The organism is Ruegeria sp. CE12 (assembly GCF_056537525.1).
Genome location: NZ_JBQFRS010000001.1, coordinates 723404 through 750196 on the forward strand (window position 1 = coordinate 723404; position 26793 = coordinate 750196).

Annotated in this window: 31 protein-coding genes; 14 read left to right on the forward strand and 17 right to left on the reverse strand. The window is 57.6% G+C overall.

Annotation, left to right across the window (positions count from 1 at the left end):
- Positions 1-57: 57 nt before the first annotated feature.
- Complete coding sequence (locus ACR0IO_RS03615) at positions 58-282, reverse strand: DUF1150 family protein (protein WP_480739632.1); 225 nt, start codon at positions 280-282, stop codon at positions 58-60.
- Positions 283-285: 3 nt separating this feature from the next.
- Positions 286-699, reverse strand: a complete 414-nt coding sequence (locus ACR0IO_RS03620; RefSeq protein WP_085821398.1) for an Hsp20 family protein — start codon at positions 697-699, stop codon at positions 286-288.
- A 164-nt stretch (positions 700-863) separates the two neighbouring features.
- On the opposite strand from ACR0IO_RS03620, the gene ACR0IO_RS03625 reads away from it, so the two are divergent.
- From ACR0IO_RS03625 to ACR0IO_RS03635, 3 genes are all read left to right on the forward strand, one after another.
- The gene (locus ACR0IO_RS03625) at positions 864-1088 is read left to right on the forward strand and encodes a YdcH family protein (RefSeq protein WP_155144859.1); all 225 of its coding nucleotides are present in this window, start codon (positions 864-866) and stop codon (positions 1086-1088) included.
- 76 nt (positions 1089-1164) lie between these two features.
- Entirely contained in the window at positions 1165-1653 is a 489-nt protein-coding gene (gene purE, locus ACR0IO_RS03630; RefSeq protein ID WP_480739633.1) for a 5-(carboxyamino)imidazole ribonucleotide mutase, read from the forward strand.
- Positions 1646-2713: a 5-(carboxyamino)imidazole ribonucleotide synthase gene (locus tag ACR0IO_RS03635; RefSeq protein ID WP_480739634.1), complete on the forward strand. Its 1068-nt coding sequence runs from the start codon at positions 1646-1648 to the stop codon at positions 2711-2713. Before purE ends, ACR0IO_RS03635 begins: the two co-directional genes overlap by 8 nt.
- Positions 2714-2725: 12 nt before the next feature.
- Here ACR0IO_RS03635 and ACR0IO_RS03640 read toward each other — a convergent pair whose 3' ends face one another.
- The 6 genes from ACR0IO_RS03640 to ACR0IO_RS03665 form a co-directional block, all read right to left on the reverse strand.
- Positions 2726-3877 (reverse strand): alpha-D-ribose 1-methylphosphonate 5-triphosphate diphosphatase, encoded by a 1152-nt coding sequence (locus ACR0IO_RS03640; protein WP_480739635.1) that lies wholly within the window; start codon positions 3875-3877, stop codon positions 2726-2728.
- Positions 3874-4647 (reverse strand): alpha/beta fold hydrolase, encoded by a 774-nt coding sequence (locus ACR0IO_RS03645; protein ID WP_480739636.1) that lies wholly within the window; start codon positions 4645-4647, stop codon positions 3874-3876. Before ACR0IO_RS03645 ends, ACR0IO_RS03640 begins: the two co-directional genes overlap by 4 nt.
- A gap of 38 nt (positions 4648-4685) precedes the next feature.
- Positions 4686-5528: a DMT family transporter gene (locus tag ACR0IO_RS03650; RefSeq protein ID WP_480739783.1), complete on the reverse strand. Its 843-nt coding sequence runs from the start codon at positions 5526-5528 to the stop codon at positions 4686-4688.
- Between the two features lie 191 nt (positions 5529-5719).
- Complete coding sequence (groL, locus tag ACR0IO_RS03655) at positions 5720-7360, reverse strand: chaperonin GroEL (RefSeq protein WP_480739637.1); 1641 nt, start codon at positions 7358-7360, stop codon at positions 5720-5722.
- Between the two features lie 54 nt (positions 7361-7414).
- Positions 7415-7702 (reverse strand): co-chaperone GroES, encoded by a 288-nt coding sequence (locus tag ACR0IO_RS03660; protein WP_155144864.1) that lies wholly within the window; start codon positions 7700-7702, stop codon positions 7415-7417.
- Positions 7703-7869: 167 nt separating this feature from the next.
- Entirely contained in the window at positions 7870-8544 is a 675-nt protein-coding gene (locus tag ACR0IO_RS03665) for a DUF2161 domain-containing phosphodiesterase (protein WP_480739638.1), read from the reverse strand.
- 134 nt (positions 8545-8678) lie between these two features.
- Between ACR0IO_RS03665 and ACR0IO_RS03670 the strand changes: the two genes are divergently transcribed.
- The 9 genes from ACR0IO_RS03670 to ACR0IO_RS03710 all read left to right on the forward strand — a co-directional run bounded on the left by ACR0IO_RS03670 (position 8679) and on the right by ACR0IO_RS03710 (position 16800).
- Entirely contained in the window at positions 8679-9659 is a 981-nt protein-coding gene (locus ACR0IO_RS03670) for a TraB/GumN family protein (RefSeq protein WP_480739639.1), read from the forward strand.
- Between the two features lie 110 nt (positions 9660-9769).
- A complete protein-coding gene (locus ACR0IO_RS03675) occupies positions 9770-10690 on the forward strand; it encodes a manganese-dependent inorganic pyrophosphatase (protein WP_480739640.1) in 921 nt (306 codons plus the stop codon).
- Between the two features lie 131 nt (positions 10691-10821).
- On the forward strand, positions 10822-11898 hold the full coding sequence (locus tag ACR0IO_RS03680) for a DUF389 domain-containing protein (protein WP_480739641.1): 1077 nt from the start codon (positions 10822-10824) through the stop codon (positions 11896-11898).
- Between the two features lie 87 nt (positions 11899-11985).
- The gene (locus ACR0IO_RS03685; protein WP_480739642.1) at positions 11986-12861 is read left to right on the forward strand and encodes a TIGR01459 family HAD-type hydrolase; all 876 of its coding nucleotides are present in this window, start codon (positions 11986-11988) and stop codon (positions 12859-12861) included.
- 102 nt (positions 12862-12963) lie between these two features.
- A complete protein-coding gene (locus tag ACR0IO_RS03690; RefSeq protein ID WP_058275518.1) occupies positions 12964-13407 on the forward strand; it encodes a MaoC family dehydratase in 444 nt (147 codons plus the stop codon).
- Positions 13408-13541: 134 nt separating this feature from the next.
- Entirely contained in the window at positions 13542-14315 is a 774-nt protein-coding gene (locus ACR0IO_RS03695) for a Stf0 family sulfotransferase (RefSeq protein WP_480739643.1), read from the forward strand.
- A 48-nt stretch (positions 14316-14363) separates the two neighbouring features.
- Entirely contained in the window at positions 14364-15296 is a 933-nt protein-coding gene (locus tag ACR0IO_RS03700) for a bifunctional riboflavin kinase/FAD synthetase (RefSeq protein WP_170331403.1), read from the forward strand.
- Positions 15293-15766 (forward strand): YcgN family cysteine cluster protein, encoded by a 474-nt coding sequence (locus ACR0IO_RS03705; RefSeq protein ID WP_480739644.1) that lies wholly within the window; start codon positions 15293-15295, stop codon positions 15764-15766. The genes ACR0IO_RS03700 and ACR0IO_RS03705 overlap by 4 nt, the downstream gene beginning before the upstream one ends.
- A complete protein-coding gene (locus ACR0IO_RS03710; protein ID WP_480739645.1) occupies positions 15766-16800 on the forward strand; it encodes a threonine aldolase family protein in 1035 nt (344 codons plus the stop codon). The genes ACR0IO_RS03705 and ACR0IO_RS03710 overlap by 1 nt, the downstream gene beginning before the upstream one ends.
- Before the next feature lie 2 nt (positions 16801-16802).
- Here ACR0IO_RS03710 and ACR0IO_RS03715 read toward each other — a convergent pair whose 3' ends face one another.
- Both ACR0IO_RS03715 and ACR0IO_RS03720 read right to left on the reverse strand, forming a co-directional pair.
- Positions 16803-17633 carry an alpha/beta fold hydrolase gene (locus tag ACR0IO_RS03715; protein ID WP_480739646.1) on the reverse strand — a complete coding sequence of 277 codons (831 nt, stop codon included), beginning with the start codon at positions 17631-17633 and terminating at the stop codon, positions 16803-16805.
- On the reverse strand, positions 17630-18232 hold the full coding sequence (locus ACR0IO_RS03720) for a DsbA family protein (RefSeq protein ID WP_480739647.1): 603 nt from the start codon (positions 18230-18232) through the stop codon (positions 17630-17632). The genes ACR0IO_RS03715 and ACR0IO_RS03720 overlap by 4 nt, the downstream gene beginning before the upstream one ends.
- Before the next feature lie 108 nt (positions 18233-18340).
- Between ACR0IO_RS03720 and ACR0IO_RS03725 the strand changes: the two genes are divergently transcribed.
- Together ACR0IO_RS03725 and ACR0IO_RS03730 are read left to right on the forward strand one after the other, a co-directional pair.
- Positions 18341-19360, forward strand: coding sequence for a ribose-phosphate pyrophosphokinase (locus ACR0IO_RS03725; protein WP_155144874.1), 1020 nt, complete (start codon positions 18341-18343; stop codon positions 19358-19360).
- A gap of 134 nt (positions 19361-19494) precedes the next feature.
- Positions 19495-20355 (forward strand): M15 family metallopeptidase, encoded by an 861-nt coding sequence (locus ACR0IO_RS03730; RefSeq protein ID WP_480739648.1) that lies wholly within the window; start codon positions 19495-19497, stop codon positions 20353-20355.
- Positions 20356-20378: 23 nt separating this feature from the next.
- On the opposite strand, the gene ACR0IO_RS03735 is transcribed toward ACR0IO_RS03730, so the two are convergent.
- The 7 genes from ACR0IO_RS03735 to ACR0IO_RS03765 all read right to left on the reverse strand — a co-directional run bounded on the left by ACR0IO_RS03735 (position 20379) and on the right by ACR0IO_RS03765 (position 26751).
- Positions 20379-20729, reverse strand: a complete 351-nt coding sequence (locus tag ACR0IO_RS03735) for an H-type lectin domain-containing protein (RefSeq protein WP_155144876.1) — start codon at positions 20727-20729, stop codon at positions 20379-20381.
- Between the two features lie 117 nt (positions 20730-20846).
- Positions 20847-21257: a F0F1 ATP synthase subunit epsilon gene (locus ACR0IO_RS03740; protein ID WP_170331393.1), complete on the reverse strand. Its 411-nt coding sequence runs from the start codon at positions 21255-21257 to the stop codon at positions 20847-20849.
- Positions 21258-21269: 12 nt separating this feature from the next.
- Positions 21270-22694: a F0F1 ATP synthase subunit beta gene (gene atpD, locus ACR0IO_RS03745; RefSeq protein ID WP_155144878.1), complete on the reverse strand. Its 1425-nt coding sequence runs from the start codon at positions 22692-22694 to the stop codon at positions 21270-21272.
- 18 nt (positions 22695-22712) lie between these two features.
- Positions 22713-23588 carry a F0F1 ATP synthase subunit gamma gene (locus tag ACR0IO_RS03750; protein ID WP_155144879.1) on the reverse strand — a complete coding sequence of 292 codons (876 nt, stop codon included), beginning with the start codon at positions 23586-23588 and terminating at the stop codon, positions 22713-22715.
- Positions 23589-23603: 15 nt separating this feature from the next.
- Positions 23604-25142 carry a F0F1 ATP synthase subunit alpha gene (atpA, locus tag ACR0IO_RS03755; RefSeq protein WP_155144880.1) on the reverse strand — a complete coding sequence of 513 codons (1539 nt, stop codon included), beginning with the start codon at positions 25140-25142 and terminating at the stop codon, positions 23604-23606.
- Positions 25143-25703, reverse strand: coding sequence for a F0F1 ATP synthase subunit delta (locus ACR0IO_RS03760; RefSeq protein WP_209016103.1), 561 nt, complete (start codon positions 25701-25703; stop codon positions 25143-25145).
- A gap of 313 nt (positions 25704-26016) precedes the next feature.
- A complete protein-coding gene (locus tag ACR0IO_RS03765) occupies positions 26017-26751 on the reverse strand; it encodes a class I SAM-dependent methyltransferase (protein WP_480739649.1) in 735 nt (244 codons plus the stop codon).
- Positions 26752-26793: the final 42 nt, after the last annotated feature.

Consider the following 26793-nt stretch of genomic DNA (forward strand, 5'->3'; position numbering starts at 1 on the left):
GCATGTTTCACCGCTGTAGCGGCGGATGTCACGTATTTTCAGAAAGTCTGGGGCCGTTCAGTGAACGGCCACCGGCGACAGATCGTGCTGTCGCGCCAGCACAAAGGCCAGCTTGCGGTCAGATACCAATGCAAGTTGCTGACCATCGGAGTCGTGGACAGCATAAAGCTGGTCCAGATCTCCGGCCTGATCCTGCAGATCCTGAGGCAGGTCGGCCACGTAGACAGCCTTCACATATACGATCCGGTCGCCTTCGGTGTTGATCTCAATCGGTGTATTCATGCCTTACCCCTTTCTTATGTTGATCGTTTGCACCACGGTTTCGGGCACGGCGCGGGTCAGGTCGACATGCAGCAGACCGTTTTCCATAATCGCCTCGCCCACTTCGACACCATCTGCCAGCACGAACATGCGCTGAAACTGGCGTGCGGCGATGCCCCGGTGAAGGAACACACGTCCCTCACTATCGTCGCGTTGACGGCCCCGGATTACCAGTTGGCGATCCTCGATCGTGATCGACAGGTCCTCTTCAGCAAAACCGGCCACGGCCAGTGTGATGCGGTAGGAAAAATCCGAGGTCTGTTCGATATTATAGGGCGGATACCCTTCATTTCCGGCCTTTGCAGACCGTTCAAGAAGGCGTTCCAACTGCTCGAACCCCAAAAGATGCGGGTATGAGCCAAGAGTAAGTTTCGACACGTTATTATCGTCCTTCATTGTCAAAGCGACGTGTTGTGCGGCCCCGTAGCGGCAACCGTACATAACAGAATATGGGAAGAAACCAGGATGTCCACAAGGTCTAGGCGGATTCACCGGAACACACTATTCTGTGTGGAACGCACCACCAGAATACTGAGTCGTCCATGAACGCACCCACCGACCTTTCGATGAAAACCGATGAAGTTCTGCGGGTTGAGCTGGAGGTTTTTCGTCGTCAGCACCGTGATCTCGATGAAGCCATCGAAGCGCTGCAGGCCAAGGGCACAGCCGATCAGCTGACCGTAAAACGTCTGAAAAAGCAGAAACTGCGCCTGAAGGACATCATACGTCTGATCGAAGACCGCCTGACCCCCGATATCATCGCCTGAGGCGCGCGTACCGCATTGCCTGACAGGCGGATTTGGCTATAGTGCGCGCTCTTTCCGAAGGCAGGGACGTAAGCGGATGAGCGATGTGAAGGTGGGGATCATCATGGGCAGCCAGTCGGACTGGCCCACGATGAAAGAAGCAGCAGATATTCTGGATGATCTGGGCGTGGCTTATGAGGCGCGGATTGTCTCGGCCCACAGAACACCTGACCGGCTTTGGGATTACGGAAAGACCGCTGTTGAGCGCGGATTACAGGTTATTATCGCCGGTGCGGGCGGTGCGGCGCACCTTCCCGGTATGATGGCGTCCAAAACGCGGGTTCCCGTGGTCGGTGTACCAGTGCAGACACGGGCGCTGTCGGGTGTCGACTCGCTGTATTCAATTGTTCAGATGCCCAAGGGCTTTCCTGTGGCGACCATGGCAATCGGTTCCGCAGGTGGTGCAAATGCGGGCCTGATGGCTGCGGGTATTCTTGCCCTGCAGGATGAGGCGCTGGCTGAACGGCTGGATGCATGGCGCGAGGCGCTCTCGGCCTCGATCCCCGAGGAGCCAAGCAATGACTGAGGCGCTCGCCCCCGGGGCAGTAATCGGAATTCTGGGCGGTGGTCAGTTAGGCCGGATGCTTTCAGTAGCAGCCTCACGTCTGGGGTTTACCACCCATATCTATGAACCCGGTGCAAACCCGCCCGCAGGTCAGGTTGCAGATCGCGTTACCACCGCCGCCTACGATGACGAAGCCGCTCTGACGGCTTTTGCGAAATCCGTGGACGTCATCACCTATGAATTCGAGAACATTCCGACCGAGGCTCTGGATCTGCTCGAGGCGCATTGCCCCATCCGACCGGGACGCGAAGCGCTGCGGGTCAGTCAGGACAGGTTGACCGAAAAGACGTTTCTGCAGGGGCTGGGTCTGAATACGGCGCCTTTCGCTGACATTACCGATCTGGATAGCCTGAACGCGGCGATCAAAGAAATCGGCACGCCTGCGATCCTCAAGACCCGTCGCTTTGGCTATGACGGCAAAGGACAGGCAAGGCTGCACGCGTCTGAAGACGCCGAGACGGCATTGGCTGATATGGCAGGGGCTCCGGCTATTCTTGAAGGGTTCGTGGATTTCTCGCATGAGGTGTCGATCATCGCTGCGCGCGGTCTGGATGGGCAGGTTGCCTGTTTCGATCCGGGCGAGAATGTGCACCGTGACGGTATCCTGCACACCACCACAGTCCCTGCCCGCCTGCCCCCTGCACAACGGACCGACGCGATCCTGTTGGCGGCAAATATCCTTAATGCGCTCGATTATGTCGGTGTGATGGGGGTTGAGCTGTTTGTAACGCCGCAGGGTCTGATCGTGAATGAAATCGCACCGCGGGTTCACAACTCGGGGCACTGGACCCAGAATGGCTGTGCCGTCGATCAGTTTGAACAGCATATCCGCGCTGTTGCAGGCTGGCCGCTCGGGGATGGGCAGCGTCATTCAGACGTGGTGATGGAAAACCTGATCGGACACGATATGGACCGGGTGCCGGAACTCGCTCGCGAGCGGGACGTGGCCCTGCATCTCTATGGCAAGGCCGAGGTCAAGGCTGGTCGCAAGATGGGGCATTTCAACCGGGTCGTTCGCTGAACGACCCCGGTTTCAGCCAATGAATCGCGTCGCGATGTCACCGGACATATGGCTGATACGACCCGCTGCAACAGTTGCCGCAACCCGATGGGTTTCGGCATCCAGGATCACCAGATCGGCGCGTTTACCGGGTACAAAAGTGCCACGATCATCCAGGCCCAGCACTCTTGCAGGGCCTTCAGACACCAAAGCCCAGGCCCCAGCCAGATCAAGCAACCCGGTTTTGGCCACCATCAGCGCGGCACGACGCGGGCTGGGATAGTGATAGTCCGAGGCCAGTGCATCACACAGCCCCATCGTGATCAGGTCCAACGCACTGACATTTCCCTTGTGCGAACCACCGCGAACCACGTTGGGTGACCCGAGAATGATGTGATCGCCGTTCGAACGCGCCGCCTCGGCCGCGTCGAGCGTTTCAGGGAATTCAGAGATCGAAACGCCCCGATCACGCCACCATGCCCTTGTTTCTGCGGTGGCATCGTCGTGACTGCCCAGCCGGATACCTTGTTGACGCAGTTCTGCGCACAAAGCGTCAAGCGCACCCGGGACCTCTTCTTTTCTCGCATGCATGTTCAGCAGCATATCAAAATGAGCGTCCGGATTGCGCCCCGCCTTGAGCGCCTGCCCCGTCAGGCGTGGCGGTTTGCGGCCTTCGGCCAGACGGTCATGCGGCAGATGGTCGTTGAAAACGACGTAGGGCACCTGCCATTCGGCGATGCGGCCTGGCAGATCTGCATAATCCTCGAGCATGTGGGTTTCGAACCGCAATTGCGGGATCAGATCGGTCACTGTGCTGCTTTTGACAGACGCGATGGCATCAAAAACCTGCGCCGCAAATTCTGGTCCCCGTACGCCGCCTTCCCAGCTATGAAACTGGGCCAGCACGGCTGTCGTAATTCCGTTTGCCGCCAGCTCGGCCTCGACCGAAAGGATGCCTTCGGCCATTTGCTTCATTGCTCCGCGGCGCGGCGCGATATGGCGCTCAAACCCGTCCCCGTGCAGATCGATGATTCCGGGCAGAACGATGTATCCCGACAGATCAACCTGACGCCCGGTTCGATCCTGTTGAACAAGCCCGTCGCCGATGCTGAGTTCTGCAGGCACAACGCCTTCAGCGGGCAGCAGGACATCCGCGCCCGTGAATGTCAGTTCAAGTGATGTCATCGCGTAGGTTCCGACTCTGGTTCCGAGCAATCCTGCCCGATGCAGATCTCGTCTATTATGTCCATGACCCCATCAAGCCAAGTGATCTGCGGGTCAAACTGACCGTACTCGATAAAGTGTAACGCCTGCGCCATGACACGCGGGTTGTTCATCATGAATGTATGGGTCACCGGCAGGACGATATGATCAGCCATGCCCTCGACCTTGGTTGTTGCGACCGACACCTTGCCGTCATCCGTGCCATCAATCAGGGATGACCAAATCGGGTTCAGGGAATTCTCGCCTGCAATAATGCCCAGCTCGAAATCTACCGGCGGCAGGCGGCGTGGCAGACCTTCTGGTCCTGTGCCTAACGCAAGACCCGCCGGTCCGTGCAACAGGCCAAACACCTCCCAGTCACCTAGTTCGTCGACCAGCTGACTGCCCTGGTTCGGCGGGCCCAACATGACGACGCGGCCGAGGTTCTCGGGGTGGTTGTCCTGCAGCCAATAGCGCAACAGGATACCCCCCATCGAGTGAGCCACGATATTGACCTTGTCATCACCACATGCGGCGAATGCATCCGGCAGGGTCTGATTGGCCAGATCCGGGATCGGCAGATCCGTCGAAGGGTACCCCGGCCGTACGACATTGTAGTCGTGAACCCGGAACAACTGCTCCATGACAGAGAACGAGGCTTCGGTGCGCGCAAGCCCATGCAAAAGCACAACGCATTTGGCGCTGGCAACAGCGGGTGTCAGGAACAGGAATATTGCGACCAGAAACCTCATGCCAGCCAGATAAGGCCTATCTTGCGCGGTTGGAACCCCTAGCGGCGCTTCAACCGCACCACGGCCAGTGCGATACCGCCCAGCACCAGCATTGCTCCGACCATCAGTTTCAGGCTTGCAGATTCGCCCAGCAGGATCACTCCGGCAATGATCGCAATGATCGGGACGCTGAGTTGAACAACCGCCGCTGCAGCCGGAGCAAGCTGCGGCAGAACCCGGTACCACAGGGCGTAACCCATCCCGGATGTGACCGCACCCGACAGGATTGCAAGCAGATACCCAACAGCGTTGATCTGCCATCCAGCACCAAACCATAGCAGAGCCAAAGCGGTAACCGGCAAAGCCACTACGAAGTTTGCAGCTGTCCCGGCCAAGGCATCCGGCTCGGAGCGTCCGGCCAGCGAATAAGCTGCCCAGCCAACTCCGGCGGCGGTCATCAAGGCGGCCCCTGTAAGGTCGACCTGCAGCGCACCCGATGGCCACAACACAAAGGCGAGGCCCGCAAGCGCTATGGCAGCACCAAGCATTTGCCGGGCGGTAGGGACCGCGCCGAATGCGGTATTCGCCGCAAACATGGTGATCTGGACCACACCAAACAGGATCAGCGCGCCAAGACCTGCATCCAGTGTCAGATAGGCCACCGAAAACCCGATCATATAGAGCGATAGCGCCCCTGCCCCGATGATCCTTCGCCTGTTCCGCAATGGCAGTTGCGTGCCACGCATAAGGACAAGAAGTGAAAGAACCAAGGCCCCGGACAATACCCGGACCACAGCAAAACTGGCCGGATCGCTGGCCGCGCTGTCGACCGCCAGACGGTTCAATATCGAATTTGCCGCAAAGGCGCACATGGTCAGGGTGGTCAGCAGGAATAGTCTCATATCAACCGGATAGCGGTTTAACAGAGTTTTGGACACTCACTTTCCTGCGGGCATAAGCTGCAAAAGGAAACGGGGCCGCCCAAAGGCGACCCCGTTCTTATTTCTCAGTGCGGCCCCTTTCGGCAGCTTGGCCTGCTGGCCAAGCGCCTGTCGGGTACGTCAGAATTCGCTGGTGTGTGAACTCGACGTGCTTACATCATGCCGCCCATGCCGCCCATGTCGGGCATGCCGCCTGCAGCAGGTGTGTCTTTCTGCGGCTTGTCAGCAACCATTGCTTCGGTGGTAACCAGCAGGCCAGCAACCGATGCCGCGTCTTCCAGAGCGGTACGGACAACTTTGGCCGGGTCGATCACGCCGAACGAGAACATGTCGCCATATTCTTCGGTCTGTGCGTTGAAGCCAAATGCAGCGTCAGTGGACTCACGGACCTTGCCTGCAACAACCGCACCGTCAACACCCGCGTTCTCGGCGATCTGGCGCAGCGGCGCTTCGATTGCCTTACGAACGATGTTGATGCCTGCGCTTTGATCAGCGTTTGCGCCTTCCAGCGATTCCAGTGCTTTACCGGCCTGAACCAGAGCAACACCACCGCCGACAACAACGCCTTCCTGAACAGCAGCGCGTGTTGCGTTCAGAGCATCGTCCACACGGTCCTTACGCTCTTTCACTTCAACTTCGGTCATGCCGCCGACGCGGATAACAGCAACACCGCCTGCCAGTTTGGCAACGCGCTCTTGCAGCTTCTCACGGTCGTAGTCCGACGAGGTTTCTTCGATCTGAGTGCGGATCTGAGCAACACGTGCCTCGATCTCGGCTTTCTCGCCAGCACCGTCGACGATGGTGGTTTCGTCTTTGGTGATTTCGATTTTCTTGGCGGTGCCCAGCATGTCCATGGTGACGGACTCGAGCTTCATGCCCAGATCTTCGCTGATGACCTGACCGCCGGTCAGGATTGCGATGTCCTGCAGCATGGCTTTACGGCGATCGCCGAAGCCCGGTGCTTTGACAGCAGCAATTTTCAGACCGCCGCGCAGTTTGTTGACAACCAGAGTTGCCAGCGCTTCGCCTTCAACGTCCTCAGCAATGATCAGCAGCGGCTTTTGCGACTGGATCACCTGCTCGAGCAGCGGAACCATCGGCTGCAGCGAGGACAGTTTCTTTTCGTGCAGCAGGATCATGCAGTCGTCGAGTTCTGCAATCATCTTGTCTGCGTTGGTGACGAAGTAAGGCGACAGGTACCCACGGTCGAACTGCATACCTTCGACAACATCGGTCTCGGTTTCCAGACCTTTGTTTTCTTCGACGGTGATAACGCCTTCGTTGCCAACCTTCTGCATCGCGTCTGCGATCTGCTGGCCGATTTCGGCTTCGCCGTTGGCCGAGATGGTGCCAACCTGAGCAACTTCTGCCGAGTCTTTGACTTCACGCGAGGCGTCTTTGATACCTTCAACAACCTTGGCAGTCGCCAGGTCGATGCCGCGCTTCAGGTCCATCGGGTTCAGGCCAGCTGCAACCTGCTTCAGACCTTCGCGAACGATGGCTTGAGCCAGAACGGTTGCGGTGGTGGTGCCGTCGCCGGCTTCGTCATTGGTGCGGCTGGCGACTTCTTTCACCATCTGCGCGCCCATGTTTTCGAACTTGTCTTCCAGTTCGATTTCCTTGGCAACCGAAACACCGTCTTTGGTGATGCGCGGTGCGCCGAAGGATTTGTCCAGAACCACGTTGCGGCCTTTGGGGCCCAGGGTCACTTTAACAGCATCGGCCAGGATGTTCACACCTGCCAGCATGCGGTTACGGGCATCGGTGTCGAACTTGACGTCCTTTGCAGCCATGTCGTTTCTCCTTGAGAAAATGTATTGGAATGAGGATCAGAGAAGCGCGTGGGCTTACTCGATGATCCCCATGATGTCGCTTTCTTTCATCATCAGCAGCTCTTCGCCGCCGACGTTGACCTCGGTGCCCGACCATTTGCCGAACAGGATCTTGTCGCCAGCTTTAACAGCCATTGCGATCAGTTCGCCGCTGTCCTTGCGTGCGCCTTCGCCGGTTGCAACGACTTCGCCTTCGCTGGGCTTTTCTTTTGCACTGTCAGGAATGATCAGGCCGCCTGCGGTTTTCTCTTCGCTTTCGGTACGGCGAACCAGCACACGGTCATGAAGCGGTTTCAATGCCATCTTTGCAGCTCCTTGGGCTCAAAGTTTATCTATCCTCCCCTCGCCGTCTGGCGAGGCGTTAGCACTCAAGGGTAGAGAGTGATAACGACGCATAGCTAGGGGGTCGGTCAGAGCGAGTCAACAATATCGGCTGAACTTTTTTGATCCGCCTGATGGCTTTGGCAGGATCAGTTGGTTTCTTCCCAACTGTAGGCCCAGTGTTTCAGGCCTTCGGTCCCGGTCTCTGACAAGGCATAGACACCTTTTTCGACCTTATCGAACCATCCGTAGTGATTGTCACGCATCAGGCGCGTCGCCGCTGCAACGCCAGTGGCCCTGGCCACGTCGGCCCCTTTGGCCGCACCGCATTCCGCCAGATGTGCCGCGCATTTCAGAGCATCCTGACGATAGGCTGTGACAATTCCGTGCCGGGTCGCACCACCAGAATTGGGATCGCCTTGCAGCCGGTCAAATTCGCGCAAGAGTCTGGCTTTGCGGATATTGGACTTACGCGGCGCATAAGGACCGGGGTCACATTGCACCTCAACCCTGCCATCTTGCCGAACCGTGATCAGCCCCAGACCCAGACGGCGACACAGGGCGAGATTGTCCCGCAGCGCGCGCCGTGCAGTTTTTCCCGTGGGCTTACACACCGCAATATACACCTGATCCGTCATCTTCAGCCGCGCTATGGCCTGATGAAAAAGGGCCAGCGAGAACCGCAGCTTCAGCTCAACGATCACGGGATCCTCCCCCTCACGCAGCGCGACGATGTCGGCTGCGCCCACTTCACCTTTCACGGCATAGCCCTGACGCTCCAGCAGCGCTTTGACGGGTGGGTAGAGATCCTGTTCGCGGTCCATTCAGCCATGCTAGGCAGTTTGGCCGGGAATGCCAGATGTCACGGGCAAAACTTCGAAATCAAATGGTTGCACCTGCTAACGCAGCAAGGCAACACTGTCCCTGAGCCAATAATCACACTGCCGGGATGGAACCGATGCGCCTGTTCAGCTTTTTCCTCTGCCTATTGCTGCCTCTGTCTGCACATGCAGCCTGCGAAGGGCGCGATCTTCGGCTGGATATGACAGCCGAACAACACCAGCAACTGGATGAAGCCGTGAGCCGAATCCTGTTTCCCGAAGGCAACCATTGGATCGCCCGCAAGGGGGATACGGTCCTGCATCTGATCGGCACCCTGCACACCAATGATGAGCGGATGGGAGAGGTGATCGAACGCCTGTCGCCCGCACTGAGCGAAGCTGACGCGTTCTATTTCGAGATCACGCAAGATCAGATGGAGGCGTTCCAGAAGGACCTTGAAAAGGACTTCAGCCCTGTGCTGATCACCTCCGGGCCAACTCTGATCGATCTGATGGGCGAAGAGGACTGGGCCGTATTTTCCGCAGCACTCGCTGAGCGCGGAATTCCGGACTGGATGGCAGCCAAGATGCGCCCATGGTTTTTGAGCATGATGCTGGGCTTGCCACCCTGCCTGATGACCACCCCCGACGCGGATCGCGGCATGGACAAGCGCCTCTCCGAACTGGCTGAGGCGAAAGGCATCCCCCAATACTCGCTGGAACGCGTTGAGGACGTGATGAACATGTTCGACAGCCACCCGATCGAAGAGCAGGTACAATCGCTGGTTCGGCTAGCCGGTGCGCTGCAGGCCGGGGACGATCATCTGATCACGATGGCCAACGCATATCTCGAAGAAAAGCACGCCGAAATCCTGCAGCTTGCCAAGCTTCAGGGGCTTGAGGCATCCGGCCTGACACCGGAGGAATTCGATGCCGAATGGAAAGGCTTTGAAGACCAGTTGCTGGTGCAGCGCAACGCTAACTGGATGGAGCAGATTCTGGACATCAAGGACCAGACCACCGTGATTGCGGTTGGCGCCGGGCATCTGAGCGATGAATACGGGCTGCTGAACCAGTTGCAGCAGGCCGGGTACACCCTGACGCGTGCTCCGTTCTAGCAGGAACCGGCAGGCCTCAGACCAACCGTCGCAGACGGGCTGCTGCAGGGTGACAAGCGGGATTGGCCGCCCTATAAGGCGCGCAAATTTCCAATCCTCAGGACGCTGATATGACAATCCAAGTATTTGGTCACAAATCCCCCGATACAGACTCGACCGGTTCGCCCATCCTGTGGGCCTGGTACCTGAACGAAGTCAAAGGTGAAAAGGCCGAGGCCGTGCTGTTGGGTGAGCCCAATACCGAAGCGGCGTTCATGCTGCAGCGGTGGGACCTGCCCAAGCCGCAAATCATCGAGGACGTATCCGAGGATGCACCGGTTGTCATCGTCGACACCAACAACCCGGCCGAGCTGCCCGCCAGCATCAACAGCGCCGATATCCGCGCCATCATCGACCACCACAAGCTGGTCGGCGGTCTGGAAACCAAAGGCCCGATCGACATCACCGTGCGCCCACTGGCCTGTACCGCAACCATCATGGTTGACCTGATGGGTGACGACGCCGCAAAGATGCCCGAAGCCATCAAAGGCGCTGCACTGACCTGCATCCTGTCCGACACGCTGGAGTTCCGCTCACCCACAACCACCGCGCATGACCGCGCCGTGGCCGAAAAGCTGGCAGCTGATCTGGGGCTGGACGTTTCGGCCTATGCAGCCGACATGTTCGCGGCGAAATCAGACGTGTCCTCGTTCTCGGACGCGGAACTGATCCGCATGGACAGCAAGGAATACGAAGTCGATGGCACCAAGTTCCGCGTCTCGGTTCTGGAAACCACCGCGCCGGGCGTTGTTCTGGACCGCAAAGCCAGCCTGGCGAGCTCGATGGTTGACGTTGCCAAGGAAGACGGCGTTGATCAGGTTCTGCTGTTTGTCGTCGATATCCTGAACGAAGAGGCCACCCTGCTGGTTCCGAACGATCTGGTCAAAGGCGTTGCTGAGAAGAGCTTTGGTGCGACCGTTGATGGTGACGCTGTGATCCTGCCCGGCGTCATGAGCCGCAAAAAGCAGATCATCCCGAACCTGAAGGTCTGATTGACTGCCAAACCAAACTAAGAGGCGTCCAATCGGGCGCCTTTTTTCATTGCGACTAAGGATTTGCGCGTTAGACATCCATTGCTAAGCTGATGTTGTAGGCCCTTCGATGAATTGGACCAGACAACAGCATGAGCGTACGAAGTTTCAGCACCACGCGGGATATCCTGCGATTTGAAGGCAAGGACAAAGCCGCCTATTGGCGCCGCTTTTCCATGCTTCTGACGCTGTCCGTTGTGATTGCCACGATGGGTATGCTGCGCAATTCCGGAGCCGTGGTGATTGCTGCGATGCTGGTTGCGCCCCTGATGACACCCATTCTGGGCGTTGCGGCTGCGATGGTGATGGGTTGGCTGAAACGCGCGTTGACCCTAGCGCTGATCGTGTGCTGCGCCGCGGTTCTGTGCGTTCTCATGGCGTGGTTCATGGTGTATGCGGCCGACGTTCCGCGGGGCGTTCTGATCCCTGATCAGGTTCTGGCGCGCACCGACCCGGGAACTGAGGACCTGATCGTTGCTTTGGCCGCGGGTGTCGCCGGGGCCTATGTTCAGATCAACCGGTCCGAGCTTAGCTTATTGCCCGGCGCGGCGATCGGTGTCTCGCTGGTTCCGCCGCTTTCGGCATCGGGAATTCTGCTGTATTTCCGCGAGCCGGCCGAGGCCTATGAGGCCGGTCTGCTGTTTGCAACAAACCTTGGTGCGATCATCCTGTCTGCCTGTGCCGTATACATCGTTTACGCTGCCCGATCGGTCGCGTTTGGCAAAGGCAGGCGCAAGCTCAACTTCACGGCAAGCGTATTCGTGACGCTTGCCTTTCTGGCCGTTGTGGTCATTCAGTTGGGGAAATCGACCTACAATCGCTATCTGGAAACCCGCACCGAAGCCGAAGTGGCGCAGGCCATTCGGGATTGGGCCGATCCGGTTTCGGTAGAGATCATCCGCATAGACGTCAACGCAAAGCGGAAGCAGGCCGAAGTCTGGCTGATCGTCGACCTTCCGGCCGAAGCTCAATTCAAAGTCTCGTCTGTCGCCGGTTTGTTACCCGAACAGCTGCGTGAAAACCCCTTGGTCGACGTGCTTCAGGCCGAGCTTGGCCCGGGTTACCTTGCAATCATCCGGTATCAGACACGCATCGGCGCTCAGATCATTCTGGGCACCGAGAACGTGCAACAGGCACCTGATGTAGAAGAGATCACTGAAGACAACTAGCAGCAGCTTATGTGCGATGCGGGATGGTCAAGGCGCAAAAGCTTTGCCATAGCTGTCGCAACTCCGATTTCTGACCCAGAGGCCCTCATGACCCAGATCGTCACCTCGCTTGCCGAGATCTCCGACCGCTACAAGGCACTGTTCGTCGATCTGTGGGGCTGCGTCCACAACGGCATCACCGCCTATCCCGAAGCTGTCGAAGCGCTGAAAGCCTATCGTGAGCGCGGTGGCAAAGTGGTTCTGGTTACCAACTCTCCCAAACCGCGGGCGGGTGTTGCCGAACAGTTGACGCATTTCAACGTCCCGGCAGATTCCTATGACACCATTGCCACCAGTGGAGATTCAGCCCGGTCTGCGATGTTCCGCGGTGAAGTGGGCGAAAAGGTCTATTTCATGGGGGAATGGGAACGCGACGCCGGTTTCTTTGAACCTCTGAAACTGCTGGATCACCCGCTGCACGTCGAACGTGTGCCACTGGATGAGGCCGAAGGCATTGTGTGCTGCGGCCCGTTCGATCCGATGGCTGACCCGTCAGTGAACCGTCCTGATTTTCTTTATGCCAAGCAAAAAGGTCTCAAGCTGCTCTGCGCGAACCCCGATATTGTGGTTGATCGCGGTGAAATTCGGGAATGGTGCGCGGGTGCGCTGGCCAAGCTCTATACTGAAATGGGCGGTGAGAGTCTGTATTTCGGGAAACCCCACCCGCCAATCTACGATCTGGCCCGGCGGCGGTTGCACGCCCTTGGGGTGGATGTCGCAGATTCCGACATTCTGGCCATTGGCGATGGCCCTCATACCGACATCGCAGGCGGCATGGGTGAGGGCATTGATTCCCTGTTTATCACCGGCGGTCTGGCTGCATCCGAGACAAAAACGTCGTACCAGCCTGACTCCGATGCTCTAAGCAGCTATATTGAAAAGGAAAAAATCAACCCAACCTACTCGATCGGCCGCTTGCGTTAGTCAAAAAGGGGCTTGATTTTCTGCGCCTGCAAAGTAATAAAGTTGCCAACCTGCGGCCATGGGTGATTTTTTGTTTCCGGGCCATCATTGAGTGAGGGCGACATGTTGGACAATCTTCCGCGCGGAACGATCTGCATCGAAGACATCGAAATGGGCATGACCCGGCACCTGCGCAAAGTGGTGACGGACGAAGACATTGAGATGTTTGCTCAGGTTTCAACCGACCGGAACCCTGTGCATCTGGATGATGACTATGCGCGCGACACGATTTTCGAGGGCCGTATCGCACACGGTATGCTGACGGCCGGTCTGATCTCGGCAGTTATCGGCGAACAGCTTCCCGGTCACGGAACTGTCTATATGGGCCAGTCCCTGAAGTTTCTGGCACCCGTTCGTCCCGGAGATATGGTCTACGCCGAGGTTAAAGTGATCGATATCGACTTTGCCAAGCGCCGGGTGAAACTGGACTGCCACTGCGCCGTTGACGGCAAAAAGGTCCTGATTGGTGAGGCAATGGTTCTGGCGCCGTCCAGAAAGTTCGACTGAACCTCTGCCTATCTTCCATGTTCAGAGGGCGCCGGTCACGGCGCCTTTTTTTGTTGGCAGGCTTTGCAATCGGTCGAATTGTCGTAGAACTTGCGCATCAAAATTCTTCATTCGAAACGATTTCCGTATCTGCCATGGCCGCCTACCGCTCTTACATGATCTGCAGCAGCCCGCGCAGCGGCAGTACTTTGCTGTGCAAACTGCTCGAGGCGACAGGCATTGCCGGCAAACCTGAATCCTACTTCCATTCGCCCAGCCTTGAAGACTGGCTGGAAAGTTATGAGCTTGAGATCGGCGACTATCCCAATGTTGATGCAGCGCGGGTTGCTGTCTTTCGGGCAGCGCATGCAAAAGGGCGGGCTGGCTCGGACGTGTTCGGATTGCGAATGCAGGGAAAGAGTTTGGAGTTCTTTCTGGAACAACTCGGGAAGTTGCATCCCGATCAATCAACCGATGTGGCGCGGTTTCAGGCCCAGTTTGGCAAGCCCATGTTCATTCACCTGACCCGCAGCGACAAGCTTGGTCAGGCAGTCTCATTCGTGAAGGCAAGCCAGACCGGGCTGTGGCACAAAAACTCGGATGGCAGTGAGATGGAGCGCCTCTCTCCTCCAGCTGAACCCGTCTACAACCGGGGTGAGCTTGAGCGATGTAAGCATGAGTTCGAGGTGTTAGACGCGAGATGGCTGGATTGGTTTGCACAAGAGGGCATTAATCCTGTGACCATTCATTATGATCAGCTTTCCCGAGATCCCAATGGCGAACTTGCAAGAGTGCTTACTGCTCTGGATCTTGATCCCAGCGTCGCGCATGCAGTGGCCACACCAACCGCAAAACTGGCGGACAGCACCAATCAGGACTGGGTCCGGCGGTTTCGGACAGAAGATGCTGCACCCAGAGCGCGTTATTGACTGAATCAGGTGCTTGAACCCGGCCCCCAGTCCCGCTAGGCAAACGGAATGCAGATCATTCGGGATTTCCAGTTTGTTGAGCCAGAAGACCGAGGCGCCAGTGTTGCGATCGGTAATTTTGATGGCGTTCATATCGGCCATCAATCGGTGATTGACCTTGCCCGCAATGAAGCACCGGATGCGCCGTTGGGCGTGCTCACATTCGAGCCTCACCCACGCGAATACTTCGCACCCGACGCCCCGCCATTTCGCCTGATGCGCGGCAATGCCCGCGCCCACCGGCTTGAGAAACTGGGCGTTCAGAAACTATACGAATTGCCGTTCAACGCTGCTCTGGCCGGGTTGTCGCCCGAGGACTTTGCCCGAAACGTCATCTGCGACGGTCTGGGGTTGGCACATGTCGTGGTCGGGGCCGATTTCTGTTTCGGCAAGGGTCGCAGTGGGACAGCCCAGGATATGGAACGGTTCGGGCGCGAAATGGGCTTTGATGTCACAATCGCCCCCTTGATGGAAAGATCGGAAAACATTGTGTCATCAACTGCTATTCGCACAGCACTGACCGAAGGTCGTCCACGCGACGCGGCTGCAATGCTGGGGCACTGGCACCGGATCGAAGGCGAAGTAATAGGAGGAGAGCAGCGCGGGCGAGAGTTGGGCTTTCCCACGGCCAACATGTCGATCGAAGGGCTGCACCCGCCAAAATTCGGGGTCTATGCCGTTCTGGTCGACGTTCTGGATGGACCGCACAAAGGCAGCTATCACGGTGCGGCCTCGGTCGGGACCCGGCCGATGTTTAATGGCGAAATCCCCAATATCGAAACATTTCTGTTCGATTTTTCCGGCGATCTTTATGGCTCTACCCTATCTGTTGGTCTCGTCGATTACTTGCGCCCCGAGATGAAATTTGATGGGCTGGATGGGCTGGTTGCCCAGATGGATTCGGATTGCAGTCAGGCGCGCGATATTCTGGCCGAACTATGAGCAAGGACCCGATTGAACGCGCAGGCCTGTCGCCGCGTTTCTGGGAACGCAAACCCATGCGCAAGCTGAACAAGCGCGAATGGGAAGCTTTGTGCGACGGTTGCGGCAAATGTTGCCTGAACAAGTTGGAGGATGAGGACAGCGGCGAGGTTGCCCTGACCTGCGTTGCCTGCCGCTTGCTGGATGATGAATCCTGCCGTTGCACGCAGTACGAAATCAGGCATCAGTTTGTTCCGGAATGCATCGTAATGACGCCGGACAATATTGATGAACACGCCTACTGGCTGCCCCAAACCTGCGCCTATCGGCTGCTTTGGGAAGGCAAACCCCTTTACGACTGGCACCCGTTGCTGTCTGGTACGCCGAACAGCGTCCATGCCGCCGGCGTATCGGTTCAGGGACGCACCGTCTCGGAGTTCGAAACTCCCGAGGACGAGTGGGAAGAATACATAATTGAGGAGCCTATCTGATGCATTTCGCCTCTGACAATTCCGGACCGGTTCATCCGGAAGTTCTGGCCGCGCTGACCGAGGCCAATCAAGGCTATCAGATGGCCTATGGCGCAGACACGTTGATGAACGAAGTGCGCGATCAGATCCGCGGTATTTTCGAAGCGCCGGGGGCAGCAGTCTATCTTGTCGCCACGGGAACTGCTGCAAACTCATTGGCTCTGGCCACGCTGACAAAGCCATGGGAAACCGTATTCTGCTCACCGGTTGCACATATCCACGAGGATGAATGCAACGCGCCGGAATTCTACAGCGGTGCCAAGCTGACGCTGGTTCCGGGTGAGGACAAGATGACGCCCGAAGCCCTGCGCGGGTCGATTCTTGCCGAAGAAACCCGTGGCGTTCACGGCCCTCAGCGTGGTCCGGTTTCGATCACGCAGGTGACCGAGCGTGGGTCGGTTTATTCGCTGGGCGAACTGCAGGCACTGTGCGGCGTCGCCAAGGAATATGGGCTGCCTGTGCATCTGGACGGTGCACGTTTCACCAATGCGATGGTCGCGCTGAATTGCTCACCTGCTGAAATGACGTGGAAGGCCGGTGTAGATGCCGTCAGCTTTGGCGGCACCAAGAACGGTCTGATGGGGGTCGAAGCGGTAGTCTTTTTTGACGAGAGCAAAGCCTGGGAGTTCGAGCTGCGCCGTAAACGCGGGGCACATCTGTTTTCCAAACACCGCTATCTGTCGGCGCAAATGGCGGCCTATCTGCAGGACGATCTGTGGCTGAGGTCAGCGCGTCAGGCCAATGCCAACTGCGCCCGCCTCGCCGATGGCCTGCGTGCAGCAGGTGCTGAGTTCTTGCACGAGCCCCAAGCCAACATGATTTTCGCCAGCTTCCCGCGCAGCAAACACCGCGCCTTGCACGACGCCGGTGCGGTCTATCATCTGTGGGGCGCTGAGCTGGAAGGCGAAGACGAAGATGAAATGCTGGCCTGCCGACTGGTGTGTGACTGGTCGATCGGCGAAGATCAGATCGACCAATTCATTTCGCTGCTCTGAGCCTATTCTGACCGGGTATTCTCTTTTGCACCCCAAAACCTGAGTATCTGTTCAGCCGTTTCGTGTGGATGGGATATGGGCAGCATGTGCCCTGCCCCATCTATCACTCGGTCTGATGCAGATGGCAGACGGTTCTGAAGTCCGGTGTTGATCACATGAATCGTGGGCTGTGTCCGTGATCCCCGCAAAAGCAGGACTGGCATCGTCGCGCGATCCAGTTGACCGGCTTTCAACAAACCAAGCCGGTCATCAAACAATACATCCTCAACCGGGGCGACCAGTTGGATACCCCGCTCCATCGCTGCCCGTGTTCGTTCGGGTAAATCCGGCCAACAGGGGCCGTCATCCAAAGTCCACATCCGATTGAACAACCGTGCAGCGAGCCTGTAGTCCTTTGCGGCCAGCGCAGTCAGATAGGGCTGAGCTTCGCGGTCATGATCCTGAACCAGATGTGGCGCATCGTGTTTCACGACGGCGAAAAACACGGGTTCGATTAGGACGGCACTGCGCACCAGCTCGGGATATTCGACAGCAAGCCGCAATGCGATCATCCCGCCGAACGAATGTCCGATGACATCCATGGGCTCGGTCAGTTGATCCAGAGCTTGTCTTGTCACAGCATCAAAGACATCGCCCTCACCATCCCAGTCCGGGCTTTGCCCGTGAAACAGCATGTCCGGTGCAATCAGTGTCGCCTCATCCTTCAGCGTGGCGGCCAATCCTGCCCAGGCCCTTGAATGGGCTATGGTGCAGTGCAGGGCGAGCACTTTGCGCTCCCCCTCTCCCAGTTGCCGGACGAAAGTCGCTTGCGACGATGAGGCTTCGTCCTTCACCCCTTGGTCTCCGCCAGATGCCGGTCCAGATCATCCAGCCGATCCTGCCCCCAGAACCGCTGACCATCCGGCGTGATATAGAACGGCGCACCAAACACACCGCGATCCACCGCCTCTTCAAGATTTGCTGCGTAGGTTTCGGCGCCCAGCAACAGGCCGCTGTCAGCCAGTTTGGGATCAAATCCCGCCTGCGTCAGGCAATCCCGGATGACATCATCCTGCGCGATGTCTTTATCCTCGGCCCAGCAGGCCCGCAGGATCGAGTGGCACAGCTTACCCACATCGCCTGAACCGTCCTGAATGGCGGCAATGATTGCATATGATGACGGCGCGGCATTTGTTGGCCAGTGCGCGGGCTGCAGATTGAAATCCATTCCCAGATTGCGGGATTGGCGCAGCAGTTCCTGCGCCCGGTATTCTATGCGGGAAATGTGCCTGTCTTTGGGCGGCGTTCCCCCGGTACGGCCGAACAGTGCGATAATATCCAAGGGTTTGTAGGCGATCGTTGCACCATGTTTCGCTGCAACTTCCTCGAGTCGCGTGCCTGCGAGATAAGAATAAGGCGACAGTGTCGCAAAAAAGTAGTCAATGTCGGCCATGTGCACTTTCTCCGCTACGTTATCTTTGCGGGACGGTAAGGCCATGCTAAGCGGTGTCAACATCACGAATCTGTCACATTGCCATTGCTGCCCGGGGATTTTCAGCCGATGCCGACACTTCACGAACCCAAGCTAATCGCTGGGAACGCCAATCTTCCTCTTGCCGAAACCATTGCCCGCCGAATGAGCCTGCATCGCGGCGTTGACCAGGGTCTGGTCGACGCACGTGTCGAACGCTTCAACGACGGTGAGATCTTTGTCGAGGTCTTCGAAAACGTTCGCGGCGAGGATATGTTCATCATCCAGCCGACCTCGAACCCGGCCAACGACAATCTGATGGAGCTGCTGATCATCGCTGACGCACTGCGCCGCTCATCAGCACAGCGTATCACCGCAGTCATTCCTTACTTTGGCTACGCCCGTCAGGACCGCCGCACCAAGGCCCGCACACCGATCAGCGCCAAGCTGGTCGCCAATATGCTGACCGGCGCGGGGATCGAACGCATCCTGACCATGGACCTGCACGCCGCCCAAATTCAGGGCTTCTTCGATATGCCCGTGGACAACCTCTATGCCTCGCCGATCTTTGCTCTGGACGTGAAAAACCAGTTCAAGGAACAGATGGATGAAATCATGGTGGTTTCGCCGGATGTAGGTGGCGTCGCCCGCGCCCGTGAGCTGGCCAAGCGGATCGGTGCACCTTTGTCCATCGTCGACAAACGCCGCGAAAAGGCGGGTGAAGTTGCTGAGATGACAGTAATCGGTGATGTGAAAGACAAGATCTGCCTGATCGTCGACGACATCTGCGACACCGCTGGAACACTCTGCAAAGCTGCGCAGGTTCTGATGGATAACGGTGCCAAGGAAGTTCACTCGTACATCACCCACGGTGTCATGAGCGGCCCTGCTGTTGAGCGAGTGACCAACTCGGTCATGAAGTCGCTCGTTCTGTCCGACACCATCCAACCGACGCCTGAAATCGCAAAGGCATCGAATATCCGCATCGTGCCAACAGCACCGATCTTCACACAGGCGATCCTGAATATCTGGAACGGCACAAGTGTTTCCTCGCTCTTCGAAGACAAGACGCTGACACCGATCTACGAGTCGCTGTATCACGCGAAGTAATCCAAAACGGGCGGCCTGCTGAGGCCGCCCGGTTTCCTTTCCGGTCAACTGCGCGACGATAACTGCAGATGGCCGCCTTCCCAACCTTCTTGACTGCGACCCGTTTAATGTTTGCAATGATCCAATGTCGTTGCATGCGTTTTGAATTTCGCTCCGTAGCCAAAAAGGACAGGTTGTTGCTGGAATACTCCACGTTTCGAGAACGTCCGATCCCCGTAACCACAAACCCTCCTACAGCTTTGGACTATCGAGAGTTCCCTGTGGATCAAAGTGATCGGCGCGCTCAGGAGCCTCTGGTCGATCTGGCTGACTACGAGATACCAAGTTTCAATTTCTACGCCCGCAGGGACGGCCTGAACACGCCCTACCGGCGTTGTTTTGCCACTTCGGACCCAAGTGTGCGAGTACGCAAATCTCTGGCTGAACGGCTTGCGGATATCAATGAAGAGCTCACCAATCTGGGCATTGAGATTTATGCGCTGAATGGATTTCGCCCGCTCTCGGTCCAGCAGGAACTTTGGGACTTTTTTGTTGCCCGGGCGCGCAGGTCATTGATCGCCCCGGCAGATGAGGAATGTATCGCCTTTGCGGGCCGGTATTGTTCGGACCCCCGCAGCTTTGATCCTGATGACGCACGCACTTGGCCAACGCACATCACCGGAGGCGCGATCGATCTGACGTTGCGAAACAAAGATACTAAGGAACACCTCTTCTTCGGCGGAATTTTCGATGATCCCTCGGACATTACGCACACCACCTATTTCGAAGAAATCCTTTGTTCGGTGGATGGCGATCCGGAACAATTGTCGCTCAGCGATCAGGAGGCTCTGCAAAATCGTCGACTGTTATACTGGGCGATGTGCAGTGCTGGATTCACGAATTATGCATATGAATGGTGGCATTTCGATCTGGGAACGCAGCTTTGGGCGGCAAATCGGTCACTCACTGGCGCGAGTGAACCAGAGCATGCGTGGTATGGCCCCGCGTCGACATAGCTTGCAGGCCAAAACAGGTACGTTCAGGAAATATCCCAGTCATCCTCGTGCGCCACTTCCCCGATCGCGGTCCATGCGGCACGAATGCGGGCGATGCGGGTGTCGGACCATGTACGGAATACAGCGTTGAAGCCCTCAGCCGTGATGTCCTCGGCTTTCACTTCGGCACGCAACGCCGACGAGGTATCCACATCCCAGAGGGAGACACCAATCTGTAAAACCGGAGGCGACCGGAACGGCTGACTGAACCTAACTGATTTGCGCCTTTCGCGCGGTCCCTGACCAGTCCACATGCTGCCACCATCGGAAAACTCCGAGAACAACAATACTTCGCCTTGGTCGATGCCGATTGGATGGGTCCGAAAAGTTTTCATTCTGTGATCTTTGTACTTGAATATAAAAGCCTTAGCCTGCCCCAGCAGGAAAATCACGAATAAAAAAACGGCCCCGCCTGGCGGAGCCGTTCATAATGATCAGAAAGTCACGGAGCCTTACAGGCTCATGTGCGTCCCAAGGGCTTCCATGTCGGCCAGCAGCTTGGCAGCATCGTCGACGATGGTTTGATCATCGCCAGTCTTTGCCGCCTCGTGCGAAGCGCGGGCCTCAGCGATCAGGTCGTCCAGATGCGACCGGGTCACTTCGGCTACCGGAATGGCCTTTTCGGCCAGAACCGACAGGCCATCGCCGTTGATCTGAGCAAACCCACCGGTGACCAGGTACTCGCTGGACCCTTCGGGTGCTTCGACCTTCAGGATGCCCGGTCGCAGCGTGGTAATTGTGGGGGCATGATCGGGCATTGCCGTCATGTCCCCGTCCGCGCCGGGAATCTGGACCGCGGTGACCGCGAGCGAAGCAAGGCTCCGCTCTGGGCTGACGAGGTCGAATTGCATCGTGTTTGCCATCAGATGTGCTCCTTAGGCGGCTTCTGCGGCCATCTTCTCCGCTTTGGCGATCACTTCTTCGATGCCGCCAACCATCAGGAAGGCCGCTTCGGGCAGGTGATCGTATTCGCCAGCGACAACTGCTTTAAACGACGCGATGGTCACATCCAGAGGAACCTGAACGCCCGGCGAACCGGTGAAGACTTCGGCCACGTCGAACGGCTGCGACAGGAAGCGCTCGATCTTACGGGCACGTGCCACTGTCAGTTTGTCCTCTTCCGACAGTTCGTCCATGCCGAGGATGGCGATGATGTCCTGCAGCGACTTGTAGCGCTGGAGGATCTGCTGAACGTCGGTCGCAACCTTGTAGTGCTCTTCACCAACGATGGCCGGGTCGAGCAGACGCGAAGTCGAGTCAAGCGGGTCAACCGCAGGGTAGATACCCTTTTCCGAGATCGCACGGTTTAGAACGGTGGTCGCGTCCAAGTGCGCGAACGAGGTTGCTGGCGCAGGGTCGGTAAGGTCGTCCGCAGGCACGTAGATCGCCTGAACCGAGGTGATCGAGCCCGACTTGGTCGAGGTGATGCGTTCCTGCAGGGCACCCATGTCGGTGGCCAGTGTCGGCTGGTAACCCACCGCCGAAGGAATACGACCCAGCAGAGCCGAAACTTCGGAACCCGCCTGCGTAAAGCGGAAGATGTTGTCGACGAAGAACAGAACGTCGGTACCGGACTGGTCGCGGAACTGCTCGGCCAGTGTCAGACCGGTCAGAGCTACACGTGCACGTGCTCCCGGAGGTTCGTTCATCTGACCGTAAACCAGGGCCACCTGCGATTCCGACAGGTTGTCCGGCTTAATAACGTTCGATTCGATCATCTCGTGGTACAGGTCGTTCCCTTCACGGGTACGTTCACCAACACCCGCGAACACCGAGAAGCCCGAGTGCACTTTTGCGATGTTGTTGATCAGTTCCATGATCAGAACGGTTTTACCAACGCCGGCGCCGCCGAACAGGCCGATCTTACCGCCTTTGGCGTAAGGGGCCAGCAAGTCAACAACCTTGATGCCGGTCACCAGGATTTCCGACTCGGTCGACTGTTCGTCGAACGCAGGTGCGGGCTGGTGGATTGCGCGGGTTTCAGATGCAACAACGTCGCCCTTTTCGTCGATCGGCTCGCCGACAACGTTCAGGATACGGCCCAGAGTAGCATTGCCAACCGGAACCGAAATCGGTGCGCCTGTGTCGGTTACTTCCTCGCCACGGACCAGACCTTCGGTCGCGTCCATCGCGATGGTGCGGACAGTGTTTTCACCCAGGTGCTGAGCAACTTCCAACACCAGACGTTTGCCGTTGTTGGTGGTTTCCAGCGCGTTCAGAATTTCAGGCAGCTGATCTTCGAAGTGCACGTCGACGACGGCCCCGATGATCTGTGTGACTTTGCCTTTTGCATTCGCCATGTTTCGTCTCCGGTTTTCTTACAGCGCTTCGGCGCCGGAAATAATTTCAATCAGCTCGTTGGTGATCACGGCCTGACGCGAACGGTTGAACTGGATCGTCAGCTTGTCGATCATCTCACCCGCGTTGCGCGTCGCGTTGTCCATTGCGGACATCCGTGCACCCTGTTCAGACGCTCCATTTTCGAGCAGAGCCGAGAAGATCGCGGTCGCAACCCCCTTAGGCAGCAGGTCGGCCAGAATGGCCTCTTCGCTGGGCTCGTAGTCGAATACCGCACCGCTGTCGTCACCCTCGGTTTCCTCAAACGAGGCTGGGATGACCTGCTGTGCCGTCGGAATCTGGGTCACAACGTTTACGAACTTCGAGTAGAAGATCGTGGCAACGTCGAACTCACCCCCGTCAAAGCGGGACAGGATGTCCTTCGCGATGTCCTGCGCGTTGGTGTAACCGATGCGCTTGACCTCACTCAGGTCGATATGTCCAACGAACAGATCGCCAAAATCACGCTTGAGCGCGTCGCGGCCCTTCTTGCCGACGGTCAAAACCTTGACTGTCTTGCCCTTCAGGCGCAGCTCTTCCGCTTTGACACGGGCCAGCTTGGCGATGTTCGAGTTGAAGCCGCCACAAAGGCCGCGTTCAGCTGTCATGACAACCAGCAGATGGACATCGTCACTGCCCGTACCACGGAGCAGCTTGGGGGCGCTGTCGCTGCCCCCGACCGAAGCCGCCAGCCCCGCCATCACGGCATTGAACCGCTCGGCATAGGGACGCGAGGCTTCGGCAGATTCCTGGGCGCGGCGAAGTTTTGCAGCCGCGACCATCTGCATGGCCTTGGTGATCTTGCGGGTCGATTTGACCGACTCGATCCTGTTTTTAAGGTCCTTAAGATTTGGCATATGCCCGCCTCTCCCTTAAGCGAAGGTTGCGGCGTATTCGTCCAGCGCAGCCTTGATCTTGTCGGAAGCGTCACCCTTGATCTTGGGATCTTCGTCCGTGATCCACTGAAGCAGATCCGCGTGCTTGCCACGCAGGTGCGCCAGCAGGCCAGCTTCGTAACGGCCAACATCGGACACGTCGATCTTGTCGAGGTAACCGTTGGTGCCGGCGAAGATGACGCAGACGATTTCAGCGTTGGTCAGCGGCGAGTACTGCGGCTGTTTCATCAGTTCGGTCAGACGCGCACCGCGGTTCAGCAGCTGCTGGGTTGCGGCGTCAAGGTCGGAACCGAACTGCGCAAACGCAGCCATTTCGCGGTACTGAGCCAGTTCCAGTTTAACCGGACCCGCAACCGACTTCATCGAGTTGGTCTGGGCCGAAGAGCCCACACGCGAAACCGACAGACCGGTGTTCACAGCAGGACGGATGCCCTGATAGAACAGTTCGGTTTCCAGGAAGATCTGACCGTCGGTGATCGAGATCACGTTAGTCGGAATAAACGCCGAAACGTCACCACCCTGAGTTTCGATAACCGGCAGAGCGGTCAGCGAGCCCGCACCGAAGTCTTCGTTCAGCTTCGCCGAACGCTCCAGCAGACGGGAGTGGAGGTAGAAAACGTCACCAGGATAGGCTTCACGTCCGGGCGGACGGCGCAGCAGCAGCGACATCTGACGATACGAAACAGCCTGTTTCGAAAGGTCATCATAGATGATCAGTGCGTGGCGGCCATTGTCACGGAAGTATTCGGCCATCGCGGTTGCGGCGTAGGGTGCCAGGAACTGCATCGGGGCCGGGTCGGACGCGGTTGCGGCCACAACGATCGAGTAATCAATCGCACCGGATTCTTCCAGTTTCTTCACCAGCTGAGCAACGGTCGAACGCTTTTGACCGATCGCAACGTACACGCAGTACAGCTTCTTCGACTCGTCGTCGCCTGCTGCTTCGTTGTAAACTTTCTGGTTCAGGATCGCGTCCAGAGCAACGGCGGTTTTACCGGTCTGACGGTCACCAATGATCAGCTCACGCTGGCCGCGGCCGATCGGGATCATCGCGTCAACCGATTTCAGGCCGGTTGCCATCGGCTCATGAACCGATTTACGCGGGATGATGCCCGGCGCTTTAACGTCTGCAACACCACGCTTGGTTGCGTTGATCGGGCCTTTGCCGTCCAGCGGGTTGCCCAGACCGTCTACAACGCGGCCCAGCAGCTCGTCACCGATCGGAACGTCCACGATCGAGTTGGTGCGCTTAACAGTGTCACCTTCTTTGATGTCACGGTCGGAACCGAAGATAACGACACCGACGTTGTCGCTTTCCAGGTTCAGCGCCATGCCCATGATGCCACCGGGGAATTCGACCATCTCACCGGCTTGCACGTTGTCCAGGCCGTATACACGGGCAATCCCGTCACCGACGCTCAGCACGCGGCCGATCTCGGCCACTTCGGCTTCCTGACCAAAATTCTTGATCTGGTCCTTCAGGATTGCAGAAATCTCTGCAGCTTGGATTCCCATTTATCCGACCTCTTTCATTGCATTCTGTAGGGAGTTCAGCTTCGAACGGATCGAACTGTCGATCATTTTCGAGCCCACTTTAACGACAAGACCGCCGATGAGGCTTTCATCAACGGTCGCATTGATTGTTACGGTCTTGCCCACACGCTCGGACAGCGTCTTGGACAGTTTTTCCATCTGAGTTTTGGTCAGCGCCTTGGCCGACGCAACATCCGCGGTCACTTCACCGCGCTCATCCGCCAGCATATCACGCAGGACCTGAATCAGTTGCGGAATAACAAACAGGCGGCGTTTCTCAGCCATCAGGCCCAGCGTGTTGCGCAGGATGGTGTGCAGACCCATCTTGTCGGCAATCGCGGTAATCGCTGCTTCCTGTTCGGAGCGTGAAACCAGCGGCGAGGCGATCAGGTCGCGCAAGTCGGCGCTTTCGCCCAGAGCTGCTGCCAGATCATTGATGCCGGTTTCCAGACCTGAAAGGTCATTATTCTCTTTTGCGATCTCAAAGATCGCAGTGGCATAGCGCTCGGCGATGCCTGTGGAAATCGAAGCTGGTTCGGACACGTCCACCCTTCCGATATTTTGGGCCCCGAATTCGCGTTGCGGCAGCTACCCCGGGGGCGTGAAGAAACCCCGGCCAGACGGTCGGGGATCAAAATCACCGGGGGTCTAGCAGAGCCGAACCCAGCTCGCAACATATTATAGTGGTGACGGATTTATCCACAATCTGTTTAAATTCATGCACTTAAGTTGAGTGCGACCCTTTTTATCAGCCGATCCGGTTGAAAAATGTTACCAACTTGCAGGTTTTTGCGATTCCTGTGACCTTTTTCCCGCATTTTTGGCCGCCGCAATACCGCTCCGGGGCACAAAGAGATCAGGCAGGCTTTAGCAACCCATCCAGCGCTTTGATCGGGCGTTTTTCGGTGTCCTTGGTCACGGTGCCACTGGGAGGCCGGATGAGTTTACTCACCTCGACCATCAACACGCCACCTGCCATCACAGACGGAATGCGCTGGCCTGTTCTCTCAATCAGGTTTCCGGATTTCAGCCAGAACCGGCGGAATGACGGCGGCATATAGAGCGCGGAACAATGGTTCTCGGGCACGAAGTGATGCGCTTTGAGCTGCTTCTCTAGCTGACTGGCAGTATAGGGATGACCAAAGCCAAAGGGTGTCCGGTCAGACCGGGACCAGAGGCCACCCCGGTTTGGCACGATGAACATAGCCTTGCCTCCCGGCCCCAGAACGCGCCAGCACTCATCAAGCAACTGGCTTGGTCTTTCTGAATTCTCCAGCCCGTGCATGACGACCAGCTTGTCTACATGCCCGGTTTCAATCGGCCACATCGTCTCTTCGGTCAGGACAGAAACGTTGGGCATACCTGCGGGCCAGGGCATTACCCCCTGCGGGCCGGGCATCAGGCCAATCACCCGACGGGCATCAGCCAGATATGGACGCAACAATGGGACCGCAAAACCAAAACCAGCGACCGTCTGACCTTTGGCTTCGGGCCACAAATCGATCAACCGACCGCGAATGGCAGCCTGCGCCGCACGCCCCAGCGTGCTGCGGTAGTAAAAGTTCCTCAGATCCTGCACATCAAGATGCATTGCGGACACCCGGTCAATCGGCTTAGCTGGGCGCAGTCTAGC